24 protein-coding genes are annotated in these 20,603 nt (G+C 61.0%); 14 read left to right on the top strand and 10 right to left on the bottom strand.

Annotation, left to right across the window (positions count from 1 at the left end; all coding sequences use genetic code 11):
* The first annotated feature begins 54 nt into the window (after positions 1-54).
* The 3 genes from KHO30_RS39520 to KHO30_RS10700 all read left to right on the top strand — a co-directional run bounded on the left by KHO30_RS39520 (position 55) and on the right by KHO30_RS10700 (position 2,689).
* Positions 55-177 carry a hypothetical protein gene (locus KHO30_RS39520; protein WP_267913846.1) on the top strand — a complete coding sequence of 41 codons (123 nt, stop codon included), beginning with the start codon at positions 55-57 and terminating at the stop codon, positions 175-177.
* A complete protein-coding gene (locus tag KHO30_RS10695) occupies positions 177-1,406 on the top strand; it encodes an NAD(P)/FAD-dependent oxidoreductase (RefSeq protein WP_211700867.1) in 1,230 nt (409 codons plus the stop codon). The genes KHO30_RS39520 and KHO30_RS10695 overlap by 1 nt, the downstream gene beginning before the upstream one ends.
* A gap of 131 nt (positions 1,407-1,537) precedes the next feature.
* The gene (locus tag KHO30_RS10700) at positions 1,538-2,689 is read left to right on the top strand and encodes a branched-chain amino acid ABC transporter substrate-binding protein (RefSeq protein WP_093644299.1); all 1,152 of its coding nucleotides are present in this window, start codon (positions 1,538-1,540) and stop codon (positions 2,687-2,689) included.
* A 32-nt stretch (positions 2,690-2,721) separates the two neighbouring features.
* Here the strand turns inward: KHO30_RS10700 and KHO30_RS10705 are convergent, their stop codons facing one another.
* A complete protein-coding gene (locus tag KHO30_RS10705; RefSeq protein ID WP_211700869.1) occupies positions 2,722-3,489 on the bottom strand; it encodes a YkgJ family cysteine cluster protein in 768 nt (255 codons plus the stop codon).
* Positions 3,490-3,763: 274 nt separating this feature from the next.
* Between KHO30_RS10705 and KHO30_RS10710 the strand changes: the two genes are divergently transcribed.
* Positions 3,764-4,387 (top strand): HAD family hydrolase, encoded by a 624-nt coding sequence (locus KHO30_RS10710; RefSeq protein WP_211700870.1) that lies wholly within the window; start codon positions 3,764-3,766, stop codon positions 4,385-4,387.
* Between the two features lie 48 nt (positions 4,388-4,435).
* On the opposite strand, the gene KHO30_RS10715 is transcribed toward KHO30_RS10710, so the two are convergent.
* Positions 4,436-5,341 carry a LysR family transcriptional regulator gene (locus KHO30_RS10715; protein WP_211700872.1) on the bottom strand — a complete coding sequence of 302 codons (906 nt, stop codon included), beginning with the start codon at positions 5,339-5,341 and terminating at the stop codon, positions 4,436-4,438.
* Positions 5,342-5,477: 136 nt separating this feature from the next.
* On the opposite strand from KHO30_RS10715, the gene KHO30_RS10720 reads away from it, so the two are divergent.
* The 4 genes from KHO30_RS10720 to KHO30_RS10735 all read left to right on the top strand — a co-directional run bounded on the left by KHO30_RS10720 (position 5,478) and on the right by KHO30_RS10735 (position 9,233).
* Entirely contained in the window at positions 5,478-5,813 is a 336-nt protein-coding gene (locus KHO30_RS10720; protein WP_211700874.1) for an ArsR/SmtB family transcription factor, read from the top strand.
* The gene (locus KHO30_RS10725) at positions 5,810-6,250 is read left to right on the top strand and encodes an SRPBCC family protein (protein ID WP_093644289.1); all 441 of its coding nucleotides are present in this window, start codon (positions 5,810-5,812) and stop codon (positions 6,248-6,250) included. The genes KHO30_RS10720 and KHO30_RS10725 overlap by 4 nt, the downstream gene beginning before the upstream one ends.
* 10 nt (positions 6,251-6,260) lie before the next feature.
* Positions 6,261-6,497, top strand: coding sequence for a hypothetical protein (locus tag KHO30_RS10730; protein ID WP_093644287.1), 237 nt, complete (start codon positions 6,261-6,263; stop codon positions 6,495-6,497).
* A gap of 561 nt (positions 6,498-7,058) precedes the next feature.
* Positions 7,059-9,233, top strand: coding sequence for a M1 family metallopeptidase (locus tag KHO30_RS10735; protein WP_093644285.1), 2,175 nt, complete (start codon positions 7,059-7,061; stop codon positions 9,231-9,233).
* A gap of 168 nt (positions 9,234-9,401) precedes the next feature.
* Here the strand turns inward: KHO30_RS10735 and KHO30_RS10740 are convergent, their stop codons facing one another.
* Both KHO30_RS10740 and KHO30_RS10745 read right to left on the bottom strand, forming a co-directional pair.
* Positions 9,402-10,094 (bottom strand): hypothetical protein, encoded by a 693-nt coding sequence (locus KHO30_RS10740; RefSeq protein WP_244864009.1) that lies wholly within the window; start codon positions 10,092-10,094, stop codon positions 9,402-9,404.
* A 66-nt stretch (positions 10,095-10,160) separates the two neighbouring features.
* Positions 10,161-10,445: a hypothetical protein gene (locus tag KHO30_RS10745; protein ID WP_211701028.1), complete on the bottom strand. Its 285-nt coding sequence runs from the start codon at positions 10,443-10,445 to the stop codon at positions 10,161-10,163.
* A 245-nt stretch (positions 10,446-10,690) separates the two neighbouring features.
* Between KHO30_RS10745 and KHO30_RS10750 the strand changes: the two genes are divergently transcribed.
* The 4 genes from KHO30_RS10750 to KHO30_RS10765 all read left to right on the top strand — a co-directional run bounded on the left by KHO30_RS10750 (position 10,691) and on the right by KHO30_RS10765 (position 14,332).
* Positions 10,691-11,647, top strand: a complete 957-nt coding sequence (locus KHO30_RS10750; RefSeq protein ID WP_093644281.1) for a metallophosphoesterase family protein — start codon at positions 10,691-10,693, stop codon at positions 11,645-11,647.
* Positions 11,648-11,680: 33 nt separating this feature from the next.
* Entirely contained in the window at positions 11,681-12,025 is a 345-nt protein-coding gene (locus tag KHO30_RS10755; protein WP_211700876.1) for a cupredoxin domain-containing protein, read from the top strand.
* Between the two features lie 395 nt (positions 12,026-12,420).
* Positions 12,421-13,227, top strand: a complete 807-nt coding sequence (locus tag KHO30_RS10760; protein ID WP_211700878.1) for a hypothetical protein — start codon at positions 12,421-12,423, stop codon at positions 13,225-13,227.
* Positions 13,187-14,332: a GGDEF domain-containing protein gene (locus KHO30_RS10765; protein ID WP_211700880.1), complete on the top strand. Its 1,146-nt coding sequence runs from the start codon at positions 13,187-13,189 to the stop codon at positions 14,330-14,332. Before KHO30_RS10760 ends, KHO30_RS10765 begins: the two co-directional genes overlap by 41 nt.
* A 9-nt stretch (positions 14,333-14,341) precedes the next feature.
* Here the strand turns inward: KHO30_RS10765 and KHO30_RS10770 are convergent, their stop codons facing one another.
* From KHO30_RS10770 to KHO30_RS10780, 3 genes are read right to left on the bottom strand one after another with little or no spacing between them, the layout of a single operon-like run.
* A complete protein-coding gene (locus KHO30_RS10770; RefSeq protein WP_200618861.1) occupies positions 14,342-14,566 on the bottom strand; it encodes a DUF1289 domain-containing protein in 225 nt (74 codons plus the stop codon).
* Positions 14,567-14,568: 2 nt separating this feature from the next.
* A complete protein-coding gene (gene dmeF, locus KHO30_RS10775; RefSeq protein ID WP_211700882.1) occupies positions 14,569-15,621 on the bottom strand; it encodes a CDF family Co(II)/Ni(II) efflux transporter DmeF in 1,053 nt (350 codons plus the stop codon).
* A gap of 13 nt (positions 15,622-15,634) precedes the next feature.
* Positions 15,635-15,910, bottom strand: coding sequence for a metal/formaldehyde-sensitive transcriptional repressor (locus tag KHO30_RS10780; RefSeq protein ID WP_054035422.1), 276 nt, complete (start codon positions 15,908-15,910; stop codon positions 15,635-15,637).
* A 130-nt stretch (positions 15,911-16,040) separates the two neighbouring features.
* Here KHO30_RS10780 and KHO30_RS10785 point away from each other — a divergent pair, with 130 nt between their 5' ends.
* On the top strand, positions 16,041-16,952 hold the full coding sequence (locus KHO30_RS10785; protein ID WP_244863981.1) for a phytochelatin synthase family protein: 912 nt from the start codon (positions 16,041-16,043) through the stop codon (positions 16,950-16,952).
* Positions 16,953-17,017: 65 nt separating this feature from the next.
* On the opposite strand, the gene KHO30_RS10790 is transcribed toward KHO30_RS10785, so the two are convergent.
* The 3 genes from KHO30_RS10790 to KHO30_RS10800 form a co-directional block, all read right to left on the bottom strand.
* The gene (locus tag KHO30_RS10790) at positions 17,018-17,665 is read right to left on the bottom strand and encodes a glutathione S-transferase family protein (RefSeq protein WP_211700884.1); all 648 of its coding nucleotides are present in this window, start codon (positions 17,663-17,665) and stop codon (positions 17,018-17,020) included.
* A gap of 135 nt (positions 17,666-17,800) precedes the next feature.
* Complete coding sequence (locus KHO30_RS10795; RefSeq protein WP_093644265.1) at positions 17,801-19,273, bottom strand: sodium:solute symporter family protein; 1,473 nt, start codon at positions 19,271-19,273, stop codon at positions 17,801-17,803.
* Positions 19,270-19,485, bottom strand: a complete 216-nt coding sequence (locus KHO30_RS10800; RefSeq protein WP_093644263.1) for a DUF3311 domain-containing protein — start codon at positions 19,483-19,485, stop codon at positions 19,270-19,272. The genes KHO30_RS10795 and KHO30_RS10800 overlap by 4 nt, the downstream gene beginning before the upstream one ends.
* 347 nt (positions 19,486-19,832) lie before the next feature.
* Between KHO30_RS10800 and KHO30_RS10805 the strand changes: the two genes are divergently transcribed.
* A complete protein-coding gene (locus tag KHO30_RS10805; protein WP_200561711.1) occupies positions 19,833-20,510 on the top strand; it encodes a MarC family protein in 678 nt (225 codons plus the stop codon).
* Positions 20,511-20,603: the final 93 nt, after the last annotated feature.

Raw genomic sequence — 20,603 nt, forward strand, 5'->3', positions numbered from 1 at the left:
GTGCGCCAAGCTGTCACCGGACAGTGTCCGGATTCTGTCCCCAGGAGTTTCCCAATGAGTTTTCCGCAGTCTCCTCAAGCCCCATGCGCGCCGAAACCCGGCGCGCTGGCGGGCGAGCGGCATGCCACGATGCACGCGCTCTCCGGCGACGGCTGCGACATGCAAGGACGCAAGTGATGCCGGAGATTGCCATCATCGGAGCGGGATTCATCGGCCTCGCGAGCGCTGCGGCGCTGATGCGCGACGGCCATCGAGTCACGCTGTTCGATCCGGCCGGCGTGGGGCAGGGCGCGTCCTTCGGCAACGCGGGAACCTTCGCGCACTATGCGTGCATCCCGGTCAACAACCCGTCCGTGTTTCGCGATTTGCCGCGCTTTCTGCTATCGAACGAAAGCCCGTTCAGATTGCGTTGGGGTTACCTGCCGCATCTCGCCCCGTGGCTTGCGCGTTTCATGATGAGTTCGCTGCCGCGGCGTTATGAGGCAAGCGCCACGGCACTCGCGGCGTTGCTCGATCGCGCGCACGACGGCTATGCACCGCTGCTGGCAGACGCGGAACTGGCGCGTTTCGTCCGGCCCCGCGAATGCCTCTATCTGTATTCGAATTCGGCTTCGTTCGATGCCGCGCGTCCTGCACTCGATCTGCGCCGCCAGTTAGGCGTTGCCTTCGACGTGCTGGGCGGCAACGACATCCGTGCGCTCGAACCGTCGCTCGCCCCGATCTTCGAGCGCGGTGTGTTGTTCAGTAATAGTTGGCATTTCTCTAATCCGCAAGGCTTTCTGCAGACACTTTATCTACAGCTTGCCGACCAGGGCCTGACACTGCAGCGCTCGACCGTCGACGCGGTGCAGCCTGCGGCTGACGGCGCGAGTGTGACGATTGAAGGCGCCACGCGCCGCTTCAATCACGTCGTGATCGCCACCGGTGCGCGCTCCGCCCAATTCGCCAAACAATGCGGCGATCCGGTTCCGCTCGACACGGAGCGCGGCTATCACGTCCGCTTTCCAGGCGCCCAACAACTGGTCTCGCGACCGGTCGGCTGGGCCGAGCGCGGCTTTTACATGACGCCGATGAGCGACGGCCTGCGCGTCGCCGGCACGGTCGAACTGGCGGGTTTTGGCGACACGCGCAACCGCTCACTGATCGATCTGCTCACGTTTTCTTCGAAGCGCGCGTTACCCGCGCTCGATACACCGGATAGCAGCTGGCTCGGGTTCCGTCCGACGTTGCCGGATGGCGTGCCGGTGCTTGGACGCTCGCGCGCGAGCGAACGGGTGATCTACGCATTCGGCCACCAGCATCTCGGACTGACGTTAGCCGGGGTGAGCGGACGCATCGTCGCCGATCTGATTGCGCAGCGTGCGCCGCCACTCGATCTCGCGCCTTACTCGGCAACGCGTTTCTGATTTTCATTGAGTTTTTGACCGCACCGATTTTTTTGTTTCACGACTAGCACCGCAGGACAGATTCGACGCGTCGCGCATCGGATCGGCCAACCTACACATCGCGCGACGTTACATCTCGCAAGGAGCGCATCATGAATCGCCGCAATTGGCTGTTGAGTGCCACAGTTTGCGCACTCGTCACATATCTACCGTCTGCGTGGGCGGCCGATCCTGAAGTCGTCAAGATCGGTTTCGTCGGACCGTTGACCGGGCCGGTCGCGCGAGTCGGTAAAGACTTGCAGTACGGCGCGCAACTCGCGCTCGATGAAGAGAACGCGAAGCATCCAATGATTGGCGGAAAGCCGGTCAAGTTCGAGCTCGACGTGCAGGACGATCAGGCGGACCCGCGCGTGGCGATTCAGGTCGCGCAGAAACTGGTCGACGACGGCGTGGTCGGCGTGATCGGTCACTACAACTCGGGGTGCAGCATTCCTGCTTCGACGGTCTATCACCAGGCGAACGTTGCGATGATCACGCCGGGTTCGACCAATCCGCAACTCACCAAGCAAGGCTACAAGAACGTGTTCCGCACCATGGGGCACGACGGCATTGGCGGTGTCGTGGCGGGGCATTTCGTGGTGGAGCAGATGAAGGCGAAGCGTATCGGCATCATCGATGACCGTACGGCATTCGGGCAAGGGCTCGCCGATGCGTTCGAAAAAGGTGCAAAGGAAGCGAACGGCAATATCGTCGATCGTGAGTTCACGAATGACAAGGCAGTGGATTTTCGCGCCATTCTGACGACGCTCAAGAGCAAGAACGTCGATCTGATTTTCTTCGGTGGCCTGGATGAACAGGGCGCGATGCTGGTCAAGCAGATGCGTTCGCTCGGCATGCAGGCGCAACTGTTCGGCGCGGGCGCGCTGAAGAGCAATGCATTCCTGCAGATTGCCGGCACGGCGGGTGACGGCACGCAGGATCTCGAGCCTGGTCCCGCGCTCGACAAGCTGCCTGCCGCGCAGGAGTTCGGCAAGCGCTACAAGGCGCGCTTCAATCAGGATGTCGAACTGTACGCACCATTTGCCTACGACGCCGCGCTCGCCATGATCAAGGCGATTCACGGCGCCGACTCGCTCGATCGCGCGAAGATCGTCGACAGCCTGTCGAAAGTGAAAGTTACCGGTGTGACCGGCAACATCACCTTCGACCCGTATGGCGATCTGATCAAGCCGCCGTACACGCTGTTTCAGGTCCAGCAAGGACAATGGAAGAGCATCAAGACGGTGGGCGGCAGCGGCGCCTAGTTCTTCGCGGGAAGTTGCGGATGATTCTGCGTTTATGAGGGCGGGAAGAATCCGTGATACCGGGAATTGCCGGCAGCGGTGGGCTCAGCGAAGTGACCGATGGCGCCCACCGACAGAAGCGTTTCCAGGGTCCCCGCCCGATTCGACACAAACGTCCATTGCGCGGCTGCGTCTTGCGATTCCGGCGCCGCGCGAACATGGCGCAGGGCAGTCAACAGCGCTTCGCTATCCGGCGAAATCATGACAAAGCCTTCGTTCGCGAGCGCGGCATGGTTCAGTCCCAATTCGAGGCATACCTGCATGCGCAGCGGCGCCTCGAGCTGATTCGCGCGACGCGACTGCTCGACCCGTTCGACGGTCGCAGCATCGACAAGGATTCCGTGCCTTTGCAGCGGCGTCTTCTGCCACGCATCTGAAGGACACGCCTTGTTTTCCGGTGTCAGCACGACGAAAGGATTGATTTCAGCGGGATAGATCCGGCATACCAGCGGTCTTTCTTCGTAGATGCCGCAACGCATGTCGGCGCCCAGGTTGGGGCAGGCTCCATCGAACGCCGCGGCGAGAACGATCGAGATACGGACCGGCAGGCTTCCGCTCATTGCAGGCGAAGAACGCGCCCGTTTGTACTCGGCTTGTGCATTGCCCGGCTCGGGCTCGACGGGCCACGGTATGGCCTCGCAGATGAGTTCCATGTGCCCGCCGCGCTCCAGCCAGGCGATAGCCTCGGCAATTGTCAGCGCCAGGCGCAAATCGTGGCAGCATTTGCCGCACGCAGTGCATTCGAAATTGATATCGTTCACGCTAAATCCCTCGCCGCAAAAGTCTACGCGTGCTTTAGTCGAGGCAGAGTAAAAATTCTGACTGCGAATTCGATAAATTTTTGCTGTGAACTCGGCGCGCTGCCCAAGGTCTCCGCCTGGCGGTGGATTGCGTCTGTATGCCTGATCTCTTTTCGTTCATGCGGCGCATGGCGTCGCCGGCTAGCCGAGGCACAATAGAAACAGATCGTCGTCCGATGGCCTACAGTCGGATGGCATGTTCATTTCTAGAAGCTTTCGATGCGAGGCCGACAGCATGACTGCATCCATCACGCTGGTCCTGTTCGATATGGAGGGTGTTCTGTCCCATTACGATCGTTCGGCGCGGGTCGATCGTCTCGCGGCAATTTCCGGGCAGACGCCGGAGGCTGTTCGGGACGCGATCTGGGGATCCGGGCTCGAAGCTCGTGCCGACGCTGGGCAGATCAGCGACGACGACTATCTGGCCGCGCTCGGCGAACTGCTGGGCTATCCCGTCAGCCGGGAAGACTGGCTGAGCGCGCGCCACGCATCGATCACGCCGAATAAAGAAGTGCTCGCGCTCGCCGAACGCGTCGCCGAATATCACCGGATCGCCGTGCTCACCAACAACTGCCGTCTGCTCACCGACCACATCGGCTTTCTCAATCCACCCGTCGCGCAACTGTTCGGTGTTCACGTGTATGCGTCCGCCGCGTTCGGCGCAGCGAAGCCAGCCGCTCAAACCTATCTTCGTTGTGTGGAGCAACTGGGTGTTCCTGCGGCCGAAACGCTCTTCATCGACGATACGGATGCCAACGTAGCCGGCGCACGCCACGCCGGTCTGCAGGGATATCGGTTTGTCAGTGCAGAAGCGTTGTCGGCGGAGCTGGAGCGTTGCGGATTGATCGAGCCGACGTGATGTAACCGTGACGCGGGCGCGGTGCGAGATACGCGGTTAAGCGTGCCGCTAACCGTTGAGGTCCGGATTATTCTGCGCGAGTTCGTGAATCCACTCGCTGAATACCCGCACGCACATGCTCAGCCGACGGTGCGGATACAGCAAGGAAAGCGGCAAGGACGGACATTGGTAGGCGCTAAAGAGTTCGCGCAATGCGCCGGCCTCAATCGCCTTGGCGACCATGAAGCGCGGAACCTGAATGATCCCCATGCCTGCGGTCGCGGACATGACATACACCAGCCCTTCGTTGACCGCGATGATGCCGTTCACCGTTTTTCTGATTCGCGTTCCATCCACTTCAAACTCGAATGGATAGATGCGTCCGGTGCGCGCGGAAAAATAATTAACGGCACGATGACGGTCGAGGTCGTCGGGGGTGGTGGGTTCGCCCATTTGATCGAGATACGCCGGCGCCGCGCAGATGGTCGTGCGGACGCTGCCGATCGGTCGCGCGACGAGGTTCGAGTCGTCGAGAACACCGATCCGTATCACGCAATCGACACCTTCCTGAATGAGGTCGACGTTGCGATCGGCCAACCCCAGCTTCACGGTGATGTCGGGGTAGCGCGCATTGAAATCAGGCATGACAGGCAGCAGCACGTTGGCGGCGAACGTGGCCGACGTGTCGACGCGAATTGTGCCGCGTGGGCTGAGGCGTTTGTTCGATAACGCGGACTCCGCGTCGGAGACTTCGGCCAGAATGCGCGAGCAGTACTCGTAGTAGAGCGCGCCGTCCTCCGTAACCTGCACGCTGCGCGTGGTGCGATTCAGCAGGCGCACCCCCAGATGGCTCTCCAGATTCTGCACGAGGGTCGACACCGACGCGCGCGGCATCTCCAGCGAATCAGCCGCCTTCGAGAAGCTCGATGCATCGACGACGCGCTTGAACACTGCCATGCCTTGAAGAATGTCCATACCGGCTTGCCCCCTCGAATGTGGCCGACCCGCAGTCTAGAACGGACTGGTGATGGGCCGCAAACGGGAGTGCGTGCGCCGTGGCTCGCTCACAAAAAATCTTGACACTGTTCGTTCACTGCCTATAGTTCACCATATGGCAAAGTCTCCAGTCAGTCAACTCGATCGTACGTTTTCCGCCCTTGTGGACCCCACACGCCGGGCCATCCTCGCTCGCCTCGAGCGGGAGCCCGGCCTGTCGATTACGGAGATCGCGCGGCCGCTGCCGCTCAAGCTTCCGACGGTCATGAAGCACCTTGACGTGCTGAGCGACGCGGGTCTGGTGGCGCGTAGCAAGAACGGGCGGACTGTTTCGGTCGATCTGGTTCCAGGCCCGATGGAGGAGGCGATGGCATGGTTGAGGCGCTATGAGCGCTTCTGGTCCGCGAGCCTCGACCGGCTTGCCGATTTTGTGGAGGGACACGAGGAATGACCCAGGAAAAGCCGAGCCTGACTATCGTGCGGCGCATCAAAGCCCCGCCAGCCCGAGTTTATGCCGCGTGGACAAGACCCGAACTGATGGCGCGCTGGTGGGGGCCTGACGCGGGGCCGGTGCTCAGCGCCGAAGCCGATCCGCGCGTGGGCGGCCACTTTCGCGTGGTGTTCCAGACACTGGACGGCAAAACGCACGACTGCCGCGGCGGATACCTGGAAGTCGAAACGGATCGCAAGCTCGTCTTCACGTGGGAGTGGGTCACCGCGCCCGAGCAACGATCGCTCGTCACCATCAGGCTGCGCCCCATTGAAGACGGCACCGAGCTCACTCTCACGCATGCGCAGTTCTTCGACGAGTTCGAACGCGACGCTCATCAGAACGGCTGGAGCCCCGCACTGGACAAGCTCGACGCATTCGTGGCTCAACTGGACTGAAGACACGACCATGTGCTGCGCAATCGTTGCACTCGCCATGACCTTGCTCGCCAGTTGGCGTAGCGTGTCGGGTACGTTGATCGGTCGTGCCGGCCGTCTGCGCCGAATCGCGATCGTGTTGATTGCGATCGGCGCCGCCGCCGGCTCCGCGTTGGCGGCCGATCAATTCGCCGACGTCCGCGGCAGCCAGTCGTCGTTCTATGCGCGCCTGAGTGCGATGCCGATTTGCGGTCGCTTTATTCGCTAATGGGTTTATTTTCTCTCGTGAACTCAACAGCTAGTTAATTTTAAAAACATTGGCTGTCGCCACGTCTAATAGCACACTCCGCACTGCAATAAAATAAAGTTTCTCGTAGAAATGTGCGCGTATCCCGCCTTTAGAGGATTAACTCTGCCTATTACCACATCCATTCGATCTGCATACGCCGCGCACTCATTTAGGAAAGATTGTGAAAGGAAGTTGACACGAGAACGTTTGCCAATCTAGGCTACGCACTGTCGCTAAAAACTGACCCGGTTCCTGTCCACCTGCTCGGAGACGCAGGTAAGCCACCGCTTTGTCCGTCAGTCAGGCGATCGCATGAAACTGCAGAAAGACGGCTCACGTCGTCTTTTTGAAAGTATTGTAATAATCAGGAAGCGTAATTCGAAAATCAGCCACAAGTGCTGAGGCAGTAACACGTCCATATATTCTCGCTAGCAATCCGGCGCTAGTGCGGGAGACCTTTTGTGCTGAAAAAACAGAGAAACACAGCTTAAGCACTCATCGCACTTTCTTTATGCCGATTTTGTCAGTCGAGGATTAACTATGCGTATAAATTTCCGATTGCAGATACAGTGCCTGGCCTTAGCCGGAATAATGGTCCTGGCGGGCTGCGGCGGTTCAGACAGCTCGTCGACGCTCTCGAGCAAGTCCGCCCAGACGCCTGCCGCCGCCTCCGAGGTGGCACTTGCGCCGCCCACTGCGCCGATCGTTGCGGACGCATCGATCAACAAGAGCGTACCGCCGGTCGAATTGCCCGATACGGTCACCCCGATCAACTACAAGCTGTGGTTCCGGCCGAACCCGGCGCTCTCTTCATTCGACGGCCGCGCGGATGTCCAGATCAAGGTGCTGAAGGCCGTCAACGCGATCACGATTGCCGGGCATCGCATCAAGTTCACGAACGGCACGATCACGCTGCAGCCGGGCAACATCCAGCTGATCGCCACGCCGCAGGATGACGGCGATTTCTATCAGCTTCGGCCAGTGAGCGGGCAGATCGCCGCCGGCAACTACTCGCTGCACATGGAGTGGAGCGGCATCATCAACTTCAAGACCTACGACGATCCGGTCGCCAAGACCGGCGGCAGTTGCGGCGACGATCCCTATCCGGGTTGCTCCGCGGCGGAGGGCGTGTTCCGCGTTGACCTGAAGTCGACCGATGGCACGACGAGTGGCGCGATTCTCACGCAAGGCGAGTCGAACCTCGCGCGCCAATGGTTCCCGGGTTGGGACGAACCGGCTTTCCGGCCCACCTACGAGGTGAGTGCTGAAGTCCCGCAGAACTGGAACGTCGTCTCGAACGCGGCGGAAAAGCCGGCTGTGAATGTGGACAGCGGCTACAAGCTGGTGTCGTTCGAAAAGACGCCGCCGATGCCTTCGTATCTGCTTTTCTTCGGCGGCGGCCAGTTCGACATTCTCGAAGACGACTTCTCGAGCCCGCTGCCTGATCACAAGGGTCTGCATTTGCGCATCTTCACGCCACCCGGCATGCGCGATTGGGCGAAACCGGCCATGCAGCAGACCAAGCAGGCACTCGATTACTACTATCGCTACACCGGCATTCCGTTGCCGCTCACCAAGTTCGACACGATCGCCGCTAACGACGCGTTCAAGGAGCAGAAGGATCTGAACTTCGGCGGGATGGAGAACTGGGGCGCGATTCTCGAATTCGCCGACGACATTCTGCCGGCGCCCGGCACCACGATGTCCGATTACGGGGTGACGGTTTTGACGCACGAAGCCGCGCACCAATGGTTCGGCGATCTGGTCACGCTCGACTGGTGGGACGATGTGTGGCTGAACGAATCGTTCGCGACGTTCTTCGAGAACAAGACCAAGGTGCGCTTCTTCCCGGACCGCTTCAGCTGGGTCGACGACGTGAAGAACAAGTATGCGGTGATCAACGCCGATCTGAAATCCACTGCGTTCCCGGTGCAGCCGAACTTCAACGGCTGGGCCTCGAACGACTTCGTGCTGAGCGCAAGCGCCTTTACGTACGACAAGGGCGGCCATGTGCTGAAGATGCTGGAGAATTATCTGGGCGAGGACGTGTTGCGCAAAGGGCTGCAGTCGTATCTGGCCGACTATGCGCTCGGCAACGGCACGCCGAAGCGCTTGTGGGACGAACTGGCCAAGGCGAGCGGCGAGCCAATGGTCGCGATCGGCGACAGTTTCGTACGGCAAACCGGGGTGCCTTTGCTGTCGCTCGACACCCAGTGCGATCTGACGACCAATCAGACCGTGGTCACGCTCAAGCAGCAGCCATTCCCGAACCAGAATCAGTATCCCGGCACGCAATGGACCATTCCGTTGACGCTCGCCTACGGTGACGGACTGACATCGCGCAAGACGGTTGCGATGAAGGACACGCAAATGCAGGTGCGCCTGAACGGCTGTTCCGCGGTGCTCGCGGATCCGAGCGGTCTCGACTACTACGTGACGAACTACAGCAACAACGCGTGGAGTCAGTTGCTGGCGCAGGGGAACGCGCTGAAGGATCCGGTTTTGCTGACCAGCCTGCAACTCGAAGCCAAGCTGCTGGTGAAGAACGGTCTGGCGGATCCGTCGCGGGCAACCAGTATCGGCTCGCTTAGCCCGACGGCTACGCCGCTTGCGCGTCAGTTGCTGATGACCGCGCCGACGACCCAGTCGCTGCGTCCGACGATCCGCTATCAGGGCAAGTTCAAGCTGAAGCCGCAAGCGCAGCAAGGGCAATAAGCAAGGAAAGCCCGTAGCTTTACGGGCCGTAGTAAAGGGCAGGGCCGAGGCCCGCATCCTCACACGATGCGGGCCTCGGCACGTCTGCAGCATCGGGCGAGCGCCGCCTTTTCAACCATGCACTGACATCTGCATCCGCATAGATGAGTGGGCGAATGCCGGTGTCGCTCAGGCCGAACTCGGGCGGCGCTCCAGCCAATTCCGCAACAGACCCGCTAAAAGCGCGCTGACGACCACGGCGAGGTAAAGCGAGACGAGACTGTGGCGCCACGTATCGAGTGCAAGCTGGTGCATCACCAGTTTCGAATCAGGCGCGGGGAGAACCACATGCATTGCCACGACGGCTTGCTTCATCCGCAGAAAGCCGACGGCGGATAGCAATGGCAAACCAACGAGCAGGGTCAGCAGGGCGGGCCTCGCGCGTTGCATCGCCGGATAGTGACGCAATCGGAACCACACGCCCAGGCAGCCATGGATCCAGCCTGGCGCGAGCAGCGCAAGTTGCAGACCCTGCGTGCCGCTCGTGATCAGCGATATCACGATCCGCTCGTAGTTAGGCTCGAAGCCATACAGCGACGTCGCGAGGCGCGTTGCTACGGCATGCCGGATGAGCAGCAATGGCAGGCTGAGTCCTGCCCACAACCGGATCCATTCAGCGGGTGGAAGCACCCAGTGACGACGTCCGTAAATCGTGCGCACGGCTAACGCGAAATGGACGAGAGCCGCGCCGTACAGCAGGATCGTGCCGGGCACGCTATGCCAGATCCACAGGGCGAACGTCAGTCCGCGCCCGGCAAGGTCGAGCGACCAGATTCCGAGCGCGTGATTGACCAGGTGCAAAAACAGATAAATGAGCAGCATCACGCCCGATCCGAGTTGCAGGCGGCGCAGAACGGGCCACAATTCCGGTCGCACATTATTCTCCTTTCAGTTTGTATGCTCGGAAGCGGCAGGGGAGGCCGCACTCGAATCGCGTCGGGCATGCGGGCGCGCCGGCCTTCTCAAGCTCCTTACGCGCCTCACGCTCTGCGAGTGAGGCGCGACGGCGCATGTCTGATGTCCGCTCTGTTGAACAACGCCCTGACGCACCGCTTCGGCAAATCGCTGCAATGCGGATAGCGAACCGCACACGCTCTGGTATTCCTCGCGGCCAATCCTGCCCTCGAGGGTGACTGCCATGCCCGAGGCACGGGCCATGTCGATGATGTCCATGATAGCGACTCCTTTCAGGTTCTCTCACCTGCATGACCGCCGCCGCGGCGCGGCTATTCCCACGCTTACCCTGGCATGCGCCATATATGCGCCATATCGGCCTGCGCGGTTGGATTGGCCGTCCAGCACTAATTTTCTGTCCCGGGAATAAAACCGGCGGTACGCCAGTCTTCCAGATGAACCGAGTCGTGTGGCCCGCCGGATGATCCCGCGGTTTGCCTGCGAGTCCTTATCGTGAGGTCAACATGTCGTCACATCATTCATCCGATCCTGCCTTTAACCCTTCACGCCGTGGCGCCCTGAAATGTCTCGCTTTCGGCGGCGTAGGTACAGTGTTCGTTCTTGCCGGCGGCATTCTTACGCCGGTGGAGCTGGCTCTCGCGGCCGACGCGAAATCGTCCGCGACGTCCATGGGCGTCCCGCTTTTCCTCCAGATCAGCGATTCGCATATCGGCTTCAATAAAGAAGCCAACCCGGACGTCGCGGGCACGCTCAAACAGACGATCGACTACGTCAATGCCATGCCGGTCAAGCCCGCGCTGACCATCCACACGGGCGACATCACCCATCTTTCCAAGCCGGCTGAGTTCGATCTCGCGGCGCAGTTGATGTCCGGTCTGAATATCACCGAACTCCACACCGTGCCCGGCGAGCATGACGTGACGGACGGCCCCGGAACCGAATACTTCAGCCGCTTCGGCAAGGCTTCGGACAACAAAGGCTATTACAGCTTCGATCACAACGGCGTGCACTTCGTGGCGCTCGTCAACGTGATGCATTTCAAGCCTAACGGCCTGGGTGGTCTCGGCGACGAGCAACTCGCCTGGCTCGAAAACGACCTGAAGGGCCGCTCGTCCAGCACGCCGATCGTCGTTTTTGCCCACATGCCGATGTGGACGATCTACGAACCGTGGGGCTGGGGCACAGGCGATGCCGGTCAGGCCATGAGCTATCTGAAGCGCTTCGGCTCGGTGACCGTGCTCAACGGCCATATTCACCAGATCGTGTCGAAGGTGGAAGGCAATATCACTTTCCACACGGCCCGCTCGACAGCCTATCCGCAGCCGACCGCCGGCAACGGTCCCGGCCCCGGTCCGCTCACGGTAGCGAGCGATGAGCTCCCGAAGATGCTCGGCGTGACCAGCATCAAGATCGTGCGTCATCCGCTCAAGGCGACGCTTGCCGATACGACACTTGTTTGATTTCAGAATTTTTTCTTTCGCAGGAGATCAGTTATGCAAACTAAAATTATTTGTCGCGCGTTTTTCGTGTTGCTCGGGAGTTCGACGCTGATCGCCGCGTCGGCCGGACTTTCCGTTGCGCGGGCAGAAACGCCGAACGCCGTGGTCATCAAGAATTTCATGTTCTCGCCGATGGCAATCACGGTCAAAGCCGGCTCGACGGTGACGTGGAAAAATCTCGACGGCGAGCCGCATACGGTCGTGAACGACGCGGGCATGTTCCGTTCCGCCGCGCTCGATCAGAACGACACGTTCCAGTTCAAGTTCGACAAGCCGGGCGTCTACAAGGTGTTTTGCGGCATTCACCCGAACATGAAAGAAACGATCACCGTGCAATAGGTGACGGATCGGGTGTGGGGCGTCCTGCGCTCCACCGGGCATGCATGGCGTTTTAAGCGGTCGCTACCGATTGGCACGTTCCAGATAGGCGTGTTTATTGCGTGACGCAGAACTGCCGTGCGTGCCCCCATCGCTGCCTCCAGTCCCCACGTGGAGGCGGCCTGCAAGCGCTCGCGGCCCAGCCCGTGGATACGCGTGGCGTTGAATCTTTTACCTGTCTCATCGACGCAAAGCGGACTCGCAAAGCTCGCGTTTAAAGCGCAGCATTGCTGTGTTGTCGCTGCCCGGCGAGCGGGAAAAATTCTTCCAACAACAACGCCAGATCGACCCCGCCGAATCGTGTGAACAATGTCTGCCAACGGGTCAGACATGTGAGGATTCCGGAGAGTATTGCGATGCTCAACGATACCGAATTTTCAAAATCTGCCGTAGAAAGCCCGGATACTGGCTTCGATTCTGGCGCTGAACCGCCGGCTGCGGCGCCGCCTGTGCGATTCGGACGTCTTGCGCTGTGTGTCGCGACGGCAAGCGCGCTGGCTTTGGGCGTAGTGGGTACGGTCGCTTACGGTGTCTGGTTCAACCACGATCAACAAGCGTATGCCGAGGCGATGGCGCATGCGCGGCAGGCGCTCGGCACGGCTGCGTCAGCGGCTGCAGCACCGGCGCTGGTGAAATCGATTGTGACGCCACGACCGGCAACTTTCGCGGCAGCGCCGCGATCGGCCGCGGGTGGTATGCCGGCGCCCGCAGTTAAACCGGTGACAACGCGCACGCAGGCAACAGCAGCTGCGTCGGCGACCACGGGCACGCAGGCAACAGCAGATCCGCCGGCAACAGCACAAACGCAGGCAGCAACGGCAGCGTCGGACGGCGAAGAGGGCGGAAAACTGGCCTCCTGGTCCGGTCCAGTCACGCGACTCCCGGCGCCGACGGTTAGCGAAACCGTCGTGGCCGATGCAAAACCCGCCCCGACCGCGTCGTCCGCCCCTGCTGCGGCGCCGTCCAATCCTGCGCCTCAGCAGTTGGCGTCCGGCCGGCCCGGCAGGGATGCGCGTCTCGCGCAGCAGGATCGTCGCGCTACTTCGGCGGCAAATGCCAGGCACAAAGGCAGTCTGTTCGCCCGGATGGGTTCGTTCTTTCGTCGCGTAAGTTACCGCCAGCATGACACCGGAAACCGGCAAGACATCTATTCCCATCCCTGAGCGGACGCGTCCCCCCCGCGCCGCTCGCAGAGGCGCGCTCGCGATCCGCTTCAGGCCGGGCCCGGCTGCGATCGCCGCCGCCGCGCTGGTTTGTCTGCTGATCGGCCTTCTGTATCTGGCGCTGCAAATCCGGACGATCTTTTCCGATCAGTTGAAGCAGGAATATGCGGGGCTCGTTCTCGAAGCGGTCGATCGGGCGGAAGGCGCCCGGAATCTGGTCGGCGTCTGGCAACAGTTGCCCGACGCCACGGAAGCCAAGGCCGCCGGGTATCGGCAGGCACGAACCGAACTCGCCCATCGTCTCGCGTCGCTCGCGGCGCTGGTAAACGAGAGTCCGTCGGCGGCGCCGCGTCTGCCGCCAGCTTCGCTCACAGCAGATGCCGATCTGCGCGACACGGACGCCGTGCTCGGTGCCGTGTCGGCCTGGTGGCGGGCACAGCGCGACGCCGATAGCGCCGACGTGCGCGTGAGGATTGCCCACGTTGCGCGCACGCTGATCGCGTCGGCGGCATTGCTGTTCTGTATGCTGATCACCGCGCTGGGGATGTACGCCAAACGGAATCGTTTGCTGGCAGGGCAGTCGCACGAATTTGAATGGGCGGCGCTGCACGATGCGATGACCGGCTTGCCGAACCGGCGCAAGCTGTTTGCCACGCTCGAAGCGGCGGCGACGAAATTGTCCGCGCGCGCCGCGCCTTCCAAAATTGCCGTGCTGTATATCGATCTGGATGGATTCAAGCAGGTCAACGACTCGCTCGGTCACCGTGTCGGCGATGAATTTCTGATCGCGGTTTCGAAACGCTTTCGTGAGTCGGTGCGTAAAGTCGATGTCGTCGCCCGGATCGGCGGCGATGAATTCGCCGTCCTGGTTCGCGAATTTTCGACGAATGCGGAGCTCGGCGAAATCGCCCGGCGGCTGATTGCCTGCGTGGTTCAGACGGACCTGGCGATGGGGGTCGGGATGGTTCGCGCCAGCATCGGTATCGCCAGTTTTCCGGATTCCGTCGACGATTACCATCGCCTTGTAGCCGCGGCCGACGAGGCGATGTACCGGGTCAAACGCAATGGCAAGAACAGTTATGCGTTCGCGGATCAAGCGAACTGACTGGCGTCTTTACGGCGTTTGCGTCTCCGGCGTTTCCGGCGTTTCAGGTATCTCAGGCACCGCCGGTTTCACCTTGGCCTTGCGGCGCAAAGCGTCATTGATAACCTGATGGCGCCGGTAGTCGGTCATGTTTTTCCACTCGCGAATCTCGTCACGGGTGCGCAGGCATCCGATGCAGAAGCCCGTTTTTCCGTCGATTTTGCAAATGTCGATGCAGGGTGATTGAATTGCCATCTTCAGGCGATCTGTTCCGTTGGGTTGACTTCGACGGTGACGTGCGAGAGTCCGTTAAAGCGTTTCAGCAACGCATGATAGAAACGCGAGTCATGGCGCGTTTCCTGGGTCGCGACGGATATTACCGCACTCATATGACCAGGCCCCACGCGCCACACGTGTAAGTCGAGCACCTTGTCGCCGTTGTCTTCGATGGCGTGGCGCACGTTCTCCGTCATGCGCTGGTCGGGGTTGATATCGAGCAGGATCGCACCCGTGTCGCGCATCAACCCGTATGACCAGTTTGCGATCACCAGCGCGCCGATGATGCCGGCGAGCGGGTCCATCCAGAGCCAGCCGAATTCACGTGCGAGAACGAGGCCGATGATGGCCAGTACCGACACTGCGGCATCCGCGATCACGTGAATGTAGGCCGAGCGGATGTTGTGGTCTCGCTGGGCCGCACTTTCAGTATTGTGATGGGGCGCGTGAGCGTGGTTGTCGTGAGCGTGACCCTCTGCGTGATCGTGATCCTCATGCCCATGAGCGTGTTCGTCGTGCTCATGCTCATGACCGTGATGTCCGTGCCCATGTCCATGGCTGTGCCCGTGATGATCGCCACGCAGCAGCCACACGCTGGCCAGATTCACCAGCAGCCCGGCCACGGCAATCGGAATCGCTTCACCGAAATGAATGGGTACCGGCGAGAGAAAGCGCGACACAGCTTCATAACCGATCAGCAGCGCAATCATGGCCAGCGCAATAGCGCTTGTGAATCCCGCGAGGTCGCCCAGCTTGCCGGTGCCGAATACAAAGCGTGAGTCGCTCGCATGCTTGCGCGCGTACGTATAAGCGAGCGCGGCGATCAGCATCGCCCCCGCGTGCGTCGACATGTGCAGGCCATCCGCCACGAGCGCCAGCGAACCGAACAGGCTGCCGCCGACGATTTCGGCAACCATCATCACGGCACACAAAGCGATCACCGCCCATGTTCTGCGTTCGTTCTTTTCATGGGCGGCGCCCAGAAAAATATGATCGTGTCCCGCGCCGAAGGCAGCGTTTCTAAAGTCACTCATGTCCTGCTCCGGATTACTTGAAATAGCTGTGAACGACTTCGATGAGTTGTTCGGTGGCGCTGCCAGCAGGGTCTTCGTCAGTATGCGCATCCACCAGGTGGTTTCTGATGTGGTCCTCGAGCACGACCGCCAACAGACCATTCATCGCGCCGCGGCAACTGGTGATCTGCTGAAGGACATCGGCGCAGCCGCGTTCGTCTTCGAGCGCGCGTTCAATGGCCTCGATCTGCCCCTTGATGCGGCGAACGCGGTTGAGAAGCTTCTGTTTTTCCCGAATCGTGTGGCCCATGAATGCTCTCGAAAAATACCCTAGGGGGGTATATCTTATCAGACCGAGCGGAGGCGATTCAGTTCGTCTGCTTTGGGGCCGGACATTCACGCGCCAATCCGTTTCGTGTTAAAAAATCGGAGCATTGCCGATGCGGGATGAAAAACGCATCGGCATGGCCGAAGTCGTTCCGAAGTCATCCGCAGCGGAAGGGTTAATGTCCAGATATTCGTTGATGCGCGCCATTGAGCGCGTAAGCCGGCCTGAGTGGATTGTTGTTGTGCTGACGGCAACACTGGCGGCCTGCGCGCCGCTGCCACCGGCTGCCAATCAAGCCACGAATCAAACCGCGCATCAAGATACGCATCAAGCCCCCGCAGCGGGCATGGCGCGCGCAGCCGACGGGCCGCTGCCCGTTCCGCCGAACCTGATCGCGCTGACGCAGCCAGCCGGTCAGCAGCGCTTGATGGCCACCACCCATAACCAGTCGTACTGGCCGCTGTCGCAGTACTTCGAAACGCAGCGCAACGAAGCCTACTGTTCGGTCGCGACTTCGGTGATGGCGCTTAATGCATTGGGCATTCGCCGTCCCGAGTCGACGCAGTACCCGGATTTCCCATTCTTCTCGCAAGAGGATTTTTTTCACAGCGTCGATCCGCAGGTAGCCAACGCCGCGCGAGTATCGAGGGAGGGCATGACGCTCGACCAGCTCAGCACGGCGTTAAGCGCGTTTCCTGTCGAGGTGAGGAAATTCCATGCCGGCGACCTGACGCTCGGTCAGTTTCGCGATCTGATTCGCGACACGACGGGGCACAGCGACCGCTTTGCCTTATTGAACTTCAGGCGGGTGGAGATAGGCGAAGCAGGGGGCGGTCACTGGTCACCCCTTGCCGCCTACGATGCGGCGAGCGACAGCGCGCTGCTTCTTGATGTGGCGCGCTACAAGTATCCGGCAGTCTGGGTACCGGTTACGCAATTGTACGCAGGGGCGCAAGCGGTCGACAACGTGAGCGGACTGTCACGCGGCATCGTGATCGTCGGCACGCGCGCGAACTCGAACTAACTGACGTTTTTCATAGTTACGCGGTCACGCTAACCGACGACGAGCGAAAATTAGTTGCACGCGCATCAATCATCCTGATTGCGCCATTCGGTAAGCCCTTCTCGCGCATTCAATTCGATGAACGAGGGCAGCGCTCGCAGCCCGCGGATATAGCGGGCGAGATGCGGCCAGCCGAGAGCGGGGCGCGGCATGTTGCGTGTCCAGCGCATCACGACGACCGCGAGGAAATCGACCGTGCTGAGCTTGCCGCCGACCAGATAGTCACGTCCATCGGCGAGATCGGCGTTGAGCTGGTCACAGGCTTCTTCGATGCGGCGCCGCGCGAGTGCTTGAACTGCTTCGGCGCCGGCAGGCTCGCCGTCGACGTCCGCGTAAAACCAGTCACGCATGGCGGGCAGCAGCGTATTGGCCAGATAGATCATCAGTTCGAGCCACGCGGCACGGTCGGCGGAACCCGGCGCCGGCGCGAGGGCGGCTTCAGGATGCCGCTCGGCCAGCAGCATCAGCAACGCGGCTGACTCGTGGCGCGGCGTTCCGTCGACTACCAGCGTGGGAACGCGGCCTGCTGGATTCAGCCGTAGATAGTCCGGGTTTCGCTGATTGCCGGCGTCGATATCGACAAGCTGGGCGTCGAACGGGATACCCATTTCTATCAGCATCCAGTGAACGGCCATGCTTGCCGCGCCCGGCGAGTAGTAAAGACGATAGTCCATTCATTCGCTCCGCATACTCATTCCATTCGGTCGACTTCAATTCGGGCGAAGTCTAGCGCGATTCGTGAAAAAAAGGGGCTGGCGCGCAAAGCGACCAGCCCCTTCAACTGCCATACAAAAGATACGAAGAAAACCTCAATGCACCGGCGCGTGAGTCTGCTCGACCGAGCGCGGCTGCGTCACAGCGCTCACCAAGGCAAAAACAATCACGTTCACAGCCAATGCCAGGAAGCCGATATTGATGTCCTTCAGGGCGTCAGGCAAAAACGGCATCAGCTGCCCGATACTCAGATGCATGGTCGTCGTCACCGTGACGACCGCAACGCCCGCAAGAATCCCGCAAAACGCGCCGTACTTGGTCGCCCGGTTGTGCGGCAGCAAACTGCAGATCACCGCCGGAAACAGCTGGGTCACGAAGCTGTAGCCCATCAGCAGCAACGCCACGATCGTCTCACCGCCATGCAGCGTAAAGCCTACCGCCACCAGCGCCACCACCGGCACCAGGATGCGTGCGAGGTTGGCCACCGTCGCGTCCGAGGCATTGCGGCTCACCATGCCGCGATACACGTCGTTGGCGAGCAGCGTGGACGCCGACGTCAGGATCATCGAACCCGGCACCAGCGCCGTCAGAATCCCGGCCGCACCGATCACGCCGACGAACCATGGATCGAAAGTCTGCAAGGACAAACGGAACAATGAGAGGTCGATGTCGCCGCCCTTCAGGCCCGGTACCTTCAGCGTCGCCGCAAAGCCCACGAAGAATACGAACAGCAGAATCAACTGATACAGCGGCAGCACCATCGCGTTGCGCCGGAAAATACGCTCGTCCTTCGCCGTGAAAATCGACCCGAACGTGTGCGGCCACATGAAGAAGCCCAGCGCGGTCAGGAGCACGGTCGACTGGAACCAGGTCACGCTCGAGCCCTTGGCCGGGAAGGTCAGGAAGCCCGGGCGCGCCGCGTCGATGGCGTGGAACATCTCGCCGAAGCCACCGTAGTAGTGCAGCGGCAGATAAATCCCGAGGAAGAGCACGATCGCCAGAATCAGCAGATCCTTCACCACCGAATTCCACGCGGAACCGCGCACGCCGGAGACGATCACGTAAGCCGTCACCACCGCGGCGCCGATCCAGATGGCCGCCGTCGACGAAATCGCGCCATACGAGGCCGTTGCCACGATGATGCCGAGTCCCTTGAGTTGCAGCACGAGGTACGGAATCAGCGCGGCCACACCCACCAGGGCAACGAGGGTGCCGAGCGCCGGGCTGTCGTACTTGCGCGTGAAGAAGTGCGGCTGCGAGACGAGATGGTGATTCTTCGCATAGCGCCAGATGGGCGGCAGCATCCAGTACGAGAGGATGTACGCGAGCGTGCCGTAGGCAAGAATGTAGTAGACCGGCGCGCCCTTGCCATAAGCAAAACCACTGCCGCCGAGGAAGGTGAAGGTGGTGTAGATCTCGCCCGCCATCAGCAGGAACACGAACGCGGTGCCGAAGCTGCGGCCGCCCACGGTCCACTGTTCGAGACTCATGTCGTGGCCGCGCCGCGCGCGCACGCCCAGGTACAGCGCAAATAGCGTAATGGCCGCAATGATGACGAGTGCGCTCATGGTCGGACCTCCTCGGCATCCGTGGCAAGCTGCCGGTTGCTCGGGTCCAGACGGTAGATGATCGCCATGATGATCGAACTCAACACCACCCACATGACGATCCAGGCCAGCACGAACGGCATACCGAGCACCAGCGGCTCGACACGATTCACAAACGGGACGCCGAGCAGAATGCCGATGAACGGCAGCGCAGCGAGTACACGAAGCAACATAGGGGCGACTCCTCGAACCGGTAAGTACGTCTCGTTGAAAGTGCGGCTTCGCTGGGGACTGTATGCCTGATGCTTCTGTTACGTAAAGTAAGTCAAAAAAGTGTAGGCTTTTCGAAAGTTGTGCGCGCATCTTTCTACGCCCGTCTGCTGCGGTGCAGCGCCGCGCGCTGTGTGCATCGCCCCGTTTTTCGCCATTTTGCGTGCCGCGCCGCGATATCATCTGAGCCACGCAACGCGAGCAACAATCTGGACCGCCCGAAGGCGTCCGGCACTTCAACCTGGCGTGGCGCGCTGGTGGGCGGTCAGTCGATCGGCCCGCCCGCGCCGCTGCCCGAAACGGATCGCATATGGTCGAAAGTCTGATCTCGGACATTCTCTTTGGCTTTACCGGGCTGATCAGCATCATCAACCCAATCGGCATGGCGTTCGTCTTTCTCGACCGGACCGCATCGCTCACCACGGAAGACCGCACGGCGCTCGCGAAGAAGATCGCCTTCAACGTCATGTGCGTGCTGCTTGTCGCCTTCTTTGTCGGCACCCCGATTCTTCATTTCTTCGGCATCTCCATGGAGGCCTTGCGCATCGGCGGGGGCCTCGCGGTCGCGGTCGGCGGCTGGCAGATGCTCAACGCGCCCGACACGCAACCGGCCGAGCAGCCCGCGGTCAAGCGCGTGGACGCGGATAACGCCATGTCGAAGGCGTTCTTCCCACTCACCATTCCACTCACCACCGGGCCGGGTTCGATCGCTACCGCGGTCGCGCTGACCGCGAACCGCACGCATAAGCTCTCGGCGTTCGTGCTGTCGAGCATCGCTTCGGTGGTGATCTCGCTGCTGGTGGCGGCCACCGTGTATCTGATCTACAGCCGCGCGGTGGTGTTCGCCAAGTATCTCGGCGTGGACGGCACCAAGGTCGCCATGCGCGTCTCTTCGTTTCTGCTGCTGTGCATTGGCGTGCAAATTATCCTGACCGGTTTTTCGGAGTTCCTGACGCCGATCGCACAGCTGCAACCCGTGGTCAAATAGCGGTCGGCGGCACGTGAGCCTGATCGAGGCTCGCGCGAGTTTCGTCAGACATCTCGTCGCAATTCATCGCATTACGTCGCAACCGGAGGGGAA

The sequence above is a fragment of the Paraburkholderia aspalathi genome (assembly GCF_905220735.1).
In the GTDB taxonomy this organism is placed as follows: Bacteria; Pseudomonadota; Gammaproteobacteria; order Burkholderiales; family Burkholderiaceae; genus Paraburkholderia; species Paraburkholderia aspalathi.